The organism is Winogradskyella rapida, assembly GCF_042675845.1.
Classification (GTDB): domain Bacteria; phylum Bacteroidota; class Bacteroidia; order Flavobacteriales; family Flavobacteriaceae; genus Winogradskyella; species Winogradskyella rapida.
In genome coordinates this window covers 68,520-81,945 of sequence record NZ_JBHTKM010000001.1, presented here as the reverse complement: position 1 = coordinate 81,945, position 13,426 = coordinate 68,520, and the positions used below count along the sequence as shown (strand labels likewise).

Genomic DNA, 13,426 nt, shown 5'->3' with positions numbered 1-13,426 from the left:
TCTTAAACTCATAAATCATAGTAAAAAGGATAACATGAAAATGTTATCCTTTTTTTTATATCATAAGTTTTTAACAACTTATGAATAGGTGGCGTAAAGAAGCTATTGCTAATTGTCAATAGATTAGGAGTTTTAACGAGGTAAACCCTCTTTGACCATACATTTCTAAAATGGTTTTGAAAACTGTGCTTTAATAAAGTTTATTATATTTACTGCGTGTGCAGCAATTACTTTATGGTTTTATATTTAATGTCATTGAGTAAAATAAGAATTGCTGGTGGTATTAATAATGAAACAACGCTATACTTTTCATTCTAAAATTATCTACCTTTTTGGGTTGTATGCGTGCTTGTGCTTAACCGCTGTAGGGCATGCCCAAGACAACGACCTTCTTGATAAAGCTAAAGAATTAGTGTATTCCGACCCGGATGAATCCATTAAAATAGCTGAGCATATTTTACGGACCAATGATCAATTACAAGAGGTCTCACAACTTCATCTTATTATAGCTCAAAGTTATTTGGTTAAGGGAAATATGGATAACGCTATTAAGTATGCGTTTAAAAATTCTAACCATATAAAATCAGTGGCTCCAGCCTTGCAAATAGAGCATTATATTTTTAAAGCCGCTCTTCTTAGGCAACTGTATTTAGATTCTCAATCTCAAGATTATGTGCTAAAAGCTAAAGCGCTTAGTGATAAGGTAAAACCAGCCTCTAAAGATGCTGTGCGCAGTCTAATAGCGCTAGAACAAATTAATTATTATGTGGATCGGCGATTGAGTGCAGAAGCCTTTTCAGCGATTAATGAGGAAGAAACACGGTTTAAAAGCACTTACGAGGCTTCTCCTGATCAGAAAATTAAATTGTATTTAGCGAAAGTTAAGATGTTTAATAACACAGCAGCTGTAGATTCCGCAGCAACCTATCTTAATAAAACTTTAAGTTTAATTCCGAATAGTAACATTAATAACCTTCAGCAGAAAGCCTTCGCCTATAAAGAATTGGGGCGTATTAACCTTAATAAAAAAGCTTTTGATGATAGCGAAAGAAACTTCTTTATTGCTTCTCGGTTTGCAGAAATTATAGGTAATGTGCCTTTGTTGTTAGAAATTAACAAGTATTTGTCTATTAGTTATTTGGCCTCTAATAAAAAGAGCCAGCACAAAGTGTATAACGACAAATTTATGGCGCTTAATACGCAAACGGAGTTAATAGAACAAGAAGCGGTTAATACCTTTTATAACCTTGTTACCGAACAGAATGAAGCCGCACTACAGGCGCAAAGCCAAACCTATAAAAATTATGGGTATATCTTGTGGTTAGTGGTCTTGGTTGTAATATTAATCGGGGTCTTTGTTGTGTTTAAGAGTGAAGCTCGTAAAAAACGATTAAAAGAGATTATCAATTATATAGAGATTACAAAGAATAATTATCTGCAAGTAAAGCCTACTAAAAAAGTCAGTAAAAAGCGTATTATTATTCCTGAAGAAACAGAGAAAACTATTTTAGCCAAGTTGAAACGTTTTGAGAGTTCTAAAAAGTTTTTAAATAAGGATATGTCTTTAGCAGTGCTAGCAGGGCAATTTGAAACGAATACGAAGTATCTCTCAGGAGTTATCAATAAGCATTACAATGATAACTTTAATACCTTCATTAATAAGTTACGTATCAATTATATCATTACAAAGCTCAAGAATGATTCTAATTATATCAATTATAAAATTAGTTTTTTAGCTGAAGAAAGCGGGTACGGGTCGCATAGTAGTTTTGCAACGGTGTTTAAATCGGTAGTAGGGATGTCGCCTGTAACGTTTATAAAACTTATTCAAGAGGAAAGAAAAGCAGATCAACCAAAATCTAAAACCGAATGATGGCAAAACTTACATATTTATTGCTCTTCGTTTGTTTTAGTGTACAAGGGATTTGTTGGGGGTATAATTTACCCAAAAGCTATCAACGCATAGATAGCTTATTAAAGGCGAGTCAACGTCAGGTCTACGAAAACCCAGATAAATCCATAGAATTAGGAGTTTCAATTTACAATAATGAGCATTACTCCATTAAAACCAGAGTTAGAGCCTTAATGTTAATGACTTTGGCTTATACGTCTAAAAGAGATTATCAGAGTGCTTTGGCGTATATTATAAAGGCGAATGCACTTTCTAAGGATATAGATGATAAGGTCTTGCAAATTCAGATTCTTTTCCGAACAGGAATTTTATACCAACAACTTAAAATTTTTGACAAATCTATTGACTATTTGGAGGAAACCGAAGAACTCGCATTGCTTTATCCTGTGCGCGATTCGGTAGGAAAGCATTTGGCCAATAGTTATATTGTAAAAGGATTTATTTATAAAGATAACCTGAACTGTGATATTGCTTTAGAGTATTTTGATAAGGGGATTAAAGAGTACGAGCGCTTAAAACGTGAAGAGGTCAATGCTAATTTAAGTATTGCCTATTATAATCGTGGTAATTGCTATACGCTACTCTCAGAATATAAGGCAGCTAAAAATAGTTTTCAAAAATCTATAGCCTTTGCGCAGTTAGAAAATGCGAATAGTTTAATTGCCTTTGCTCAAAAAGGATTGGCAGAAGTGTACACCCAAGAAGGGGAGTATGAGAAAGCTATAAACTTACTTCAAACAGCTTACCATAAGGCTAAAACGGTAGGGGATTTAGTTTTAAATTTAGGGATCTACAATGGGCTTTTTGAGAATTATTTAGCCTTAAATCAATGGGAAGCCTACCAAAAATATTATGAGCTGTATTCTAAAACGCAATTAGAAATAAAAGTCTCAGAGCGGAACTCTATTAGTGCTTCAATTGAAGAAAGTCATAAGGTGCAAAACCAAGATCTTAACCTCCTTAAACTGCAATACAAAGAGCAGCTTTATTGGATTTTAATCCTTATTTTCATTATAATTTTAGGCGTTTTATTCATTGAAAGAAAGAATAGAACGGCCATTAAATTGCTTAAATCAAAACTAAAAAGCGTCCAAAATCAGAAACAAAGCTAAGATTTGTTTTTTTGAAGGGTAAAATACCTTAATCGCTTGCTGTACAAGGGATTGCTGTTTGTTTTTGACTTTTAAAATTCAGTAAATAGCAAAGACACACTATATTATTGAGTATTTATTTAGTGTATATTTAGAGGATAGAATATCTAATTTAACTCTAATACTGACACTTTAACGACATGAGAAATAAGTTACAATCCTCTGTTGCAGTAAATCATTTAGTTTTCCTAACCTCACTTTTAAATTTAAAGTTTTCGAAACAAAAACTTCATATAGGGAAAATACAATGCATTGTATTGTTTACATTCTTTTTACTCTTTTCAGGGAAAAGCTTTGCGCAACTATCACAGAATTTCGATAGTGGAATTCCTGCGAATTGGACGCTTTTCGGAAACAACAATTCAAATATAGATTGGTCATCAACCACAGACGGTTATTTAGGGACTAACGCTGTTTCTGTAAATCCTAGTGCAGACAATATTGGAGATCAAAATACCGGACAATATTTTCTAGTATCGCCGCAATTGAGTATTCCAGAAAATGGAGAAATTCATTTTTATACCAAACAAGCAAGTGAAACGGATAACGGAGCACAATACGAAATAAGAATTTCTACTGGAGCGCAACCCGATATTAACGGTTTTAATGTTGTTCTTCAAAGTTATACCGAAACAACCTTAAACCAAGGCGCGCAAACCGCTTATGAAAAAAAGGTCATTGAGATTCCATCAGGAATCCCTGCTGGATTAGATATTTATATTGCTTTTGTTGCTATCAACACACAAAACGACGCAACACCAACCGGAGATGAGTGGTTTGTAGATGATTTTGCGGTGCTTGAAGGCTGTGAAGAACTTGAAGATGATAATGTGCTTGTCGATGGGATTACTGTAGATGGTGCTGAGATTTCTTGGTCACACCCGTCAGCAACAGATTTTGAAATCCAAGTATTACCAACAGATGGGGTGCCTGCAGCAAGTGGTATTCCTATCTCAGGAACCTCTTATACTTTAAACAATTTAGATGAAGATACGGAGTACGATGTATATTTAGCCGCTATTTGTAATAATGATACGGAAAGTGCTTTTACAGGACCTTATACGTTTAAAACCCTAAAATATGGTTTGTCTTGTGGGGCACCTATAGACATTTCAGATATTTCTAGTACACCGTATATTTTACAAGATAACTTAGCCAATTGGACAAATCCTGATGTGGTTTATTCTACCCAAGGTTCAAATTGTGTTTCAGGCTCATCAACTACTAATTATTTAGCAGGTAATAAAATCTTTTTAAGTTATACAGCACCTCAAGACGGTTTAATAAGCTTAACGCAAACTACTTTTGTAGAACCAGGAGGAGGAGATTCTGATTGTTATAACTCCAGAAGTTCATTGTTTGTTTACGATAGCTGTGAAGATGTTGGAGTAAGTTGTGTCGCTGGGGTAACAACATCGGCGTCTTACGATCCTAAAACTATTTCTAATTTATTAGTAACGGCCGGACAAACTTATATCATTGTGGTGTCCTCAGAATTATCGAGCTCAGCAGGTATTTGTTTCTCACTAGAAGTTTCAGCACCAACTTGTGCGCCACCGAGTGCTATTACATATTCAAACTTAACCGATAGTAGTGTTAATTTCTCATGGGATAACATTGGTGGTTTTTCAGATTCTTGGGAGTATATTGTAGTTCCTGGAAATTCAGGAGAACCTACAACTTCAGGTACTGCAACGACTACCAATACCAACGTAGCAATTAACACCGGTTTAGAAGCTGGAACAACTTACGATTTATATGTGCGTTCAGTTTGTGGTGGCACACCTGGGATTTGGAGTGCTCCAGTAAGCTTTACAACCTTATGTTCAGTTTTTGAGACCCCTTACGCTACTAGTTTTGATAATGCCAATAATGCCAATCCAGAACCATGTTGGACTACTATTGACGCTAACGACGATGGAACAACTTGGGCATTTATTGGAGGGTATGCCACGGTACAGACCAACAATAGTCAGTACAGTAATCATGATTACTATGTAACGCCTCAAATTAATTTTGACGGAACTCAAAAACGAATTCGTTATAAGTATAGAGCGACCCAAGGGGTTTCTACCTATACATTAAAACTATCTACAACAGGTGTAGGTGTTGAAGATTTTACAACGGAACTTTTACCACCGACGACTGTTAACAATACCTCATTTCAGGAAATTATTGTAGACATTCCAGAAACGGTTCTTGGTAATGTGAATATCGCCTTTGTTGTAGAACCAAATACCACGGAAACGGCATTGCGTTTTTCTATTGATGATGTGGTGATTGAAGACAGACCAACTTGTCCAGATCCGCTTAATCCATTTGTTTTAGAGTCTAGTATTACTACTGATTCTGCTTGGTTATTATGGACAGCAGGTGACGAAGAAACACAATGGGAAGTTGCAATTCAAAATGAAGGATCTGGCGTACCTACGGAAGCGGGAGTATTAGTAACTAGTAATTTTCCATATATCGCATCAGGTTTAAACCCAGGAACACGTTATGAATTTTACGTAAGAGCTTATTGTGGCGAAGACGATACCAGTATGTGGGTTGGTCCGGTAACCTTTACAACACTATGTGAATCTTATGATACACCGTTCTACGAAAGTTTTAATGATGAAGATGCTGGAACTCAAAAATTCTGTTGGGAAATTAATGATGCCAACAATGATGATAACACTTGGCTCATAGATGACTCGCATGCGTTATTGCAGACGTCTCCAACGTCACCACCATCAGAATTTAATGATTTCCTTATTACACCAGCCATTAATTTAGATGGTGTAAAAGAATTGACTTATAAGTACAGAGCTGATTTTTCATTCCTTACAGGATCACCAAGATTTGGATTGGAAGTTTTAATGTCTACAACCAACACGAATCCTTCTAGTTTTTCGGTTATTTCGCCTTTAGAAATTTTTACCAATTCAAGTTATGAAGAAAAATCGTTAATCATTGAAGGCTCAGGAACAGTGTATATTGCCTTTAGAGTTCCACCAGAATTTACAGGAAGCTGGTCTGTTTTAAGTCTAGATGATGTCAGTATTCAAGATGCACCGAGTTGTCCAAACCCTACCGATATTATGGTAGATACCGTGTTAACGGATAGTGCAGGTATTTCATGGTCTGCAGGCTATAATGAAACCTCTTGGGAGGTGGCTGTACAATTAGCGGGTTCAGGAGTCCCTTCAGGATCTGGAGCACTTGCGGATGCGACTAACTTTACAGCGAGTAACTTAAATTCAGATGAAGAGTATGAGGTTTACGTTAGAGCAATTTGCGATTCTGGCGATAGTGAATGGGTAGGTCCCGTAATGTTTAGAACACTATGTACGGCTTTTACCGCGCCTTTTGTTGAAACATTTAATTCGGATTCTGAATCAGAAAATTGTTGGATTGTTATTAATGATAATTCAGACGATGAAACTTGGGAATTAAATAGTGGTTCTTTTCCTTATGAAGGAGATCAAGCCGCAGCAATCTTTACAGGTTCTAACGGGCAAAATGAAGATTGGTTAATTTCACCAACGATTACCATTACAGAAAACCAAAGGTTACGTTATTATTACAGAGTTAACGATAGCTTTTTTACAGAAGATTTAGAAGTCTTGTTATCGACTAACGGTGTCGGTTTAGAAGAATTTACAACCGTACTTTACGATTCTGATGATGATACGGTTCTGATAAATAATATGGAGTACAAAGTGAAGATCATCAACTTCCCAGCAGGAATCTCAGGAGATGTAAATATTGCTTTTCACGTGCCTTACTATGCAAGTTCAAATTCGTATAGAGGACAAACTTTAGTGATCGATAATGTGCATATTGAAGATGTACCAGAATGTCCAGAGCCAACAAATATTACTTTAAGTGCCATAACAGATACTTCAGTGCAAGTCGGCTGGGAGGCCAATGGATCTGAAACGGCTTGGGAGATTTCAGTGCAACCAGCAGGTTCTGACGCTCCTGTTGGAGATACAGATCCGAGTTATTTATTTGAAGCTACAACTAATCCATTTACCATTTCAGGTTTAGAGGCGTCAACCATGTATGATATATATGTACGTGCAGTTTGTAGTGGATCTACCGGAATGTGGACAGGACCAAGTGAAGTGACTACCAAGTGTAGCTTTGAAAACCTTTGTCAGTATACTTTTGTACTAACAAGTGACGGGAGTACCTCTTCAGAATTATTAATTACACAAAACAATCAAGTATCACAGGCTTTACCATTTACAGGTGAAGAAGATGTGACGTATAACGTCTTATTATGTTCAGGCGTAGAGTTCTCATTATATTTTGATACTATTGGTTGGTCTGCACCTCAATATGCAAATTACCAATTCGATATTTTAGACGATCAAGGAGTTACCATCTATTCAAGTCCTACAGGGTTAATACCGAGAACAACTGTTTACACAGGAACTTCAGTATGTGGTGATATTAGCTGTCCGCAGCCTACAGATTTAACCATTAATGAATTTTCAGAATTATCATGGACGCCAGCAGGCTCAGAAACACAATGGGAAGTGGCTATTCAGCCTTTAGGTAACGCCACAATTCCACAATCGGGGACTGTAGTTTCTACCAATTCTTATACACCGGTAGCAGCGGATTTTAGCGATCCTAATGCGGCAACTTACGAGTATTTTGTAAGAGCTTTATGTAGCACAGAAGATGAAAGTTATTGGTCTGGTCCTTATATTTTTGTTAGAAATGACGATGTGTCTAAGGCACTTACCTTACCTATAAATGAAGGAGAAACCTGTGAAGAAGCGGTAACAACCGTATCGTTTATTAATGCGAGTGCTTCACCAGAAACCATGTCTTGTGATGGTGTTAACGGAGGAGATGTTTGGTTTAGTTTTACGGCAGAATCCTTAATTCATGCTATAGAAATTAACAGCTTTAACGGAGACCTAAGAGATAATAACGGAAACCCAGTGTATCCTGAAATTGTTATGACTTTATATAAAGATAACGGTGGAGGAAGTTTAGAAGAAATCTCGTGTAGTTACGATAATCTTTTATTGGCGATGTATAGTTCAGAACTTATTGTCGGACAAGACTATAAAGTAAGATTGACTTTAAACAGTGATACGCCAACAGCATATAATTTTAATGTTTGTGTAAAAACGCCTGAAGATTTATGTGCATTCGATACGATTAATGGTGGTTTTGAAGAACCTGCCCTTAGTACTTTAAGTGGTGTGAATACAATCATTTCAATGAACACGGTTCCAGGATGGCGCTCTAACTTAGCTTCATCAAATAATATTTTTGTTTGGGAATCTTTAAATGCACCAGGGTTTGAACCTTATGAAGGAAGCCAGTGTGTACAACTTTTATCAGATCAAGAGGATAGCGATGCTAATGATTCAGAAATTAGAGGCTATTATAGAGATTTTGATAGTTCTGAAATCACAACGTTTGAATATAGTTTTGCCCATTTAGCAAGATTCGATGGGAATACCATTGAACTTTTTGCAGGACCAGTTGGAGGGCCTTATACTTTAGTGACGAGTCACCTTGGTCTTATGCAAGCTTGGGAAGTGGTTACAGGAACGTACGAGGTTCCTGAAGGTCAGCAAAAGACACGATTTATCTTTAGAGCCTTACAAGGGAATGACATTGGTAACGTTCTTGATGCTGTAAACTTCAGTTCGCACTCAGGTATTATCACTACACCGTTTACGTTAGAGTGTGATGATGATGTGGCTAATGTCGAAGCAAGTGGCGTTGGAACTTGGGTGGCCTCTGCGTCTAATCCGGGAACAGTGACTATTGCAGATGCCAACAGTAACACAACAAGCTTTACAGATTTTGTACAACCAGGCGTGTATAGCTTTACATGGCAAACCGCTTATTGTGCTTACGATTTAGAAATTACTTATAATGGTATTGCAGATCAGCCTACAGTAGAAAGCATTGTAGAATACTGTCTTAACGACACCGCACAGCCTTTAGAGGCTTCAGCTTCGGATGTGTATGACTTATGGTGGTTTACAGATGCCGTAGGAGGTACAGGCTCTGCAACGGCACCAACACCAGATACTTCTGTGGCAGCAACTGTGAGCTATTATGTAGCTTATGTCGATGCTCAAGGGTGTGAAGGTCCTCGTTCTGAAATCGAAGTGGTGGTGAGCGATTCGTTTACTCCAGAATTAACGTTCACTTATAATGACACTTGTGTTGTCGCTATAGAAAATCCAACGCCACAATTGGCAGCAGATTTTGCTACAGGCGGTGTGTTCAGTTCAACGACTTTAGATATTGAAGCTTCAACAGGAGTTATTGATATGGCTTCTGCATCAGCCGGACAACACGAAATAACATATACCTTTAATGGCGATCCAACAACATGTACCGCTGCCGGAACATATACGGCAACTATAGATTTTACCGCTGCTACAACCCCAGTAACACTGTTTGACTATGGCGCATCATCTTTCTGTGTATTAGAAGTAAACACGGTTCTACCGAGTTTCGCTTCAGATTTTACCGAAGGTGGTGTGTATAGTTCATCAACACTAGCGGTAAATGCAACAACTGGAGCTTTAGACTTATCTACAGCCACAGTTGGTAACCATGAGGTAACGTATAACGTAGAGGCTAATTCAGAGACTTGTATGGCGGCTGGTACCTTTACCGTAACGCTATCAATTACAGAAAGTAGTATTCCTGTAACGTCATTTAGCTATCAAGAAGATGTTTACTGTGCAGACAGTACGTCTATTTTCCCAGAGTTCTCTCCAGAGGCAACCTTAACCGGGATGTTTAGTGCAGAAGCTGGTTTAGCAATAGATCCGGTGACAGGAGAGATAAACATTGCTGCGAGTAGCATGGGGAATTACAATGTGGTTTATGAAGTTTTAGATGATGTGGCTAACTGTGTAGAAGGAACGTCAAGCACGTTTAATATTACAATTCTAGATGCTATTGAAGCCACAATTGAAGGGGCTTGTGATGATGCCGACTATGTTTTAACAGCCATGCCAGTAGAGAATTCTTATAGTGTAGAGGAAGCTAACTACACATGGAGAGATGTCAATGGAACTATAGTAGGAGATAATTCTGAAATCTTTAATGTCTCAGACTATGCAGCGTCTTACCCTGAAGTTACAGTACCCTTACAATTTTCATTGACTGTAGATTTTGGTGGTTGTTCAGTAACCACAGCTTATACCACGGAACGTTTATCATGTAAAGAGATTCCAAGAGGTATCTCACCTGATGGAAATGGTAAAAATGATACCTTCGATTTAACAGGATTTGGAGTTCAAAACTTACAGATCTTTAACCGTCACGGAAGAGAAGTATATAACTTTAGTGGTAATTACACATCGCAGTGGAAAGGGCAATCTAACGCAGGTGAAGAATTACCAGATGGGACTTATTTCTATAGAATAGATAAAGAAGATGGGACTTCAGCTACAGGTTGGGTTTTTATAAACAGAGTTCACTAATCATAATTGATAATACAGCAATATAAAATACAGATGAAAAGAATATATTTTACAATCGCCTTAGCACTTATGATATTAGGGAGTGCCAATGCACAACAAGACCCTCAATATACCCAGTATATGTATAACATGAATGTTGTAAACCCAGCCTATGCAGGCTCTAACGAAGCTTTGTCGGTTGGCTTGTTATACAGATCACAATGGGTAGGGATTAATGATGCGCCTAAAACGGCAACACTTTCAGTACACAGTCCTGTTGGTAAAAACGTAGGGCTAGGCCTTTCCGTAATCTCTGATAAGATTGGACCTGTCGAAGAAAATAATGTGTATGCAGATTTCTCCTATACGCTTAATTTAGGTGGGGAACACCGCTTAGCCTTTGGGGTAAAAGCTGGAGCCACGTTTCAAAATATAGGTTTGTTTAGTGATATTGGTAATGGTTATGTTCCAGATGCTAGTGATGAAGCGTTTAGCCAGAATACAAATAATACCTATCTAAATGTAGGTTCAGGAGCCTTTTACTATACCGACAAATATTACGTGTCACTTTCAGTACCAAACATGCTTAAAAGTACTTATTTAGATGTGACTAATAATGGTCAAGAATTTGAATACGGTTCTGAAGTCTTACATTATTTTTTATCGGCGGGTTATGTATTTGATATCGCAGAGAACACAAAATTTAAACCTTCATTCTTATTAAAGTCAGCTTTTAATGCACCTTCATCTTTAGATCTTTCTGCTAATTTTTTATTTTTCGATAAACTAGAAGTAGGCGCTACCTATCGTTTAGAAGATGCTGTTGGGGCTATGGCTAATTTTGCTATTACGCCAGAGTTAAGAATAGGATATGCCTATGATTATACCACGTCAGACTTAAATATAGATGCCTCAGGATCTCATGAAATTATGTTGTTATTCGACCTAAATTTTGCGAAAAAAGTATCCATTTCACCTAGATTCTTCTAATCAATTAAACGTTTTAAAATGAAAAAAATATATCGTGTTTTAGCTTTGTGCTTCATAGTAGCCACTAGCTACGGACAAAATAAGGAAACAGAAAAAGCAGATAAATTATACGAAAGCTACCAATACGTAGATGCTATTGATAGTTATTTAGAACTTGTTGAAGCAGGGAAGGCCAATAGCTATGTCTACCAACAATTGGGAGATAGTTATTACCATGTTTATAATATGGATGAAGCGTCTAAGTGGTATGCTTTGGCCTTAAAAGAACAAGGGAGTGCAGAGACCTATTACCGTTATGCTCAGGTTTTAAAATCTCAAGGGAAGTATGAAGCTGCAAATGCACAGTTAGATGAATTTGCAAAATTAGCCCCTCAAGATGCTAGAGCAAAAGCCCACATGCAAAACCCTAATTATATACCGATGTTGGCTGATATCGATGAAACTTTTAAAGTGGAAGATGTAAACATCAATGCCTCTGAACATACTGATTTTGGAGCTGTTTTATCTAATGATAATATCTTATACTTTGTAAGTACACGAAAAGAATCAGGGAAAGAAGATGCTTGGACCAAACAACCTTATTTAGACATTTATAAGTCCATGCGCTCAGATGATGGTTCCTTATCAGAACCAGAAGAAGTTGAAGAATTAAATACCGCCTACCATGACGGACCTTTAACCATTAGTGCCGATGGAAAAACCATGTATTTTTCTAGAGATGGCCATAGTGAAGGATCGTTTAAAAAAATGAAGAGCAAACGTTTAAAAGTGGCGCAACAAGGAATTTATAAAGCGACTTTAATTGATGGAAAATGGGGAAATGTAGAAGCGCTTCCTATCAATAGCACAAGTTATACCGTAAGTCACCCGAGTTTAAGTAGTGATGGTAAAACTTTATATTTTGCCTCTAACAGACCAAATGGAATAGGGGATACAGATATCTGGAAAATTAGTATCGATGCCAATGGTTATGGAGAGCCTGTAAATTTAGGTCCTGAAGTGAATACCTCAGGGAAAGAAGGATTTCCGTATATTAGTAACGACAATATCCTTTATTTTGCCTCAAGTGGACACCAAGGCTTTGGTGGTTTTGACATCTTTAAAATAGATTTAAATAAAAAAGAACCTGCTGAAAACTTGGGAAAGGGGATTAACACTGAAAGAGATGATTTTGCTTTTAGTGTTAATAATGCCTTAAAAGTCGGATACTTTTCTTCTAACAGGTCTGGCGTAGATCAAATTTATAGTGCTATTCCAATCTGTCAATTTGAAATTATTGGTTCGGTTCGCGATGCCATAACTAACGCGCCCCTTAAGAGAGCAGAGGTTACACTTTTAGATGCACAGCAAAATCAAATCGCAACACAAGCGACCAAAAAGAAAGGGACAACAAGTTTTCAAGTGGTTTGTGAAAACCAGTACAGCCTTCAAGTTTCTAAAAAGGGCTATACTACGGTATCCATTGCGGTAGAACCTTCCGAAGGTGAAACTATTAATGTCGCCATCGCTTTAAAACCTATTAATGAGATTATCACGGAAACAGAAGTGAAATTAAATGCGATCTATTTTGAATTTAATAAGAGCAATATCACCAATCAAGGAGCTTTAGAATTAGACAAATTAGTGGCGATTATGAAAGCGTATCCAGAGATGAATATCTTAGTGAAGTCGCATACAGATTCTAAGGGTAATGCAGCCTATAACTTAAAACTATCGGAGCGTAGAGCGCAATCTACCGTACAATATTTAATTTCTAAAGGAATTGATAAATCTAGATTATCTGCTGAAGGTATGGGAAGCACGGCACCAAAAATTGATTGTGAGCCATGTACAGAAGACCAAGATGCGCAAAATAGACGCTCTGAATTTTTAATTGTGAAGAAATAAGACCTTCAGGTAGGACATCTGTAAATCAAGCTGTTTTATAA

Annotated in this window: 5 protein-coding genes; all 5 read left to right on the top strand. The window is 37.1% G+C overall.

Features of this window, described 5'->3' with window-relative positions; genetic code table 11:
• The first annotated feature begins 289 nt into the window (after positions 1–289).
• The 5 genes from ACFQ13_RS00315 to ACFQ13_RS00295 all read left to right on the top strand — a co-directional run bounded on the left by ACFQ13_RS00315 (position 290) and on the right by ACFQ13_RS00295 (position 13,385).
• Positions 290–1,873 (top strand): helix-turn-helix domain-containing protein, encoded by a 1,584-nt coding sequence (locus ACFQ13_RS00315; RefSeq protein ID WP_386113107.1) that lies wholly within the window; start codon positions 290–292, stop codon positions 1,871–1,873.
• Entirely contained in the window at positions 1,870–3,024 is a 1,155-nt protein-coding gene (locus tag ACFQ13_RS00310; RefSeq protein WP_386113106.1) for a tetratricopeptide repeat protein, read from the top strand. Before ACFQ13_RS00315 ends, ACFQ13_RS00310 begins: the two co-directional genes overlap by 4 nt.
• A gap of 179 nt (positions 3,025–3,203) precedes the next feature.
• On the top strand, positions 3,204–10,529 hold the full coding sequence (locus ACFQ13_RS00305) for a choice-of-anchor J domain-containing protein (protein ID WP_386113105.1): 7,326 nt from the start codon (positions 3,204–3,206) through the stop codon (positions 10,527–10,529).
• A 33-nt stretch (positions 10,530–10,562) separates the two neighbouring features.
• Positions 10,563–11,498, top strand: a complete 936-nt coding sequence (locus ACFQ13_RS00300; protein WP_386113104.1) for a PorP/SprF family type IX secretion system membrane protein — start codon at positions 10,563–10,565, stop codon at positions 11,496–11,498.
• 18 nt (positions 11,499–11,516) lie between these two features.
• Positions 11,517–13,385 (top strand): OmpA family protein, encoded by a 1,869-nt coding sequence (locus ACFQ13_RS00295; RefSeq protein WP_386113103.1) that lies wholly within the window; start codon positions 11,517–11,519, stop codon positions 13,383–13,385.
• Positions 13,386–13,426: the final 41 nt, after the last annotated feature.

Coding starts and splice junctions, on each gene's coding strand:
- ACFQ13_RS00310 (WP_386113106.1), top strand. CDS start 1,870: ATGATGGCAAAACTTACATATTTATTGCTCTTCGTTTGTTTTAGTGTA.
- ACFQ13_RS00305 (WP_386113105.1), top strand. CDS start 3,204: ATGAGAAATAAGTTACAATCCTCTGTTGCAGTAAATCATTTAGTTTTC.
- ACFQ13_RS00295 (WP_386113103.1), top strand. CDS start 11,517: ATGAAAAAAATATATCGTGTTTTAGCTTTGTGCTTCATAGTAGCCACT.
- ACFQ13_RS00315 (WP_386113107.1), top strand. CDS start 290: ATGAAACAACGCTATACTTTTCATTCTAAAATTATCTACCTTTTTGGG.
- ACFQ13_RS00300 (WP_386113104.1), top strand. CDS start 10,563: ATGAAAAGAATATATTTTACAATCGCCTTAGCACTTATGATATTAGGG.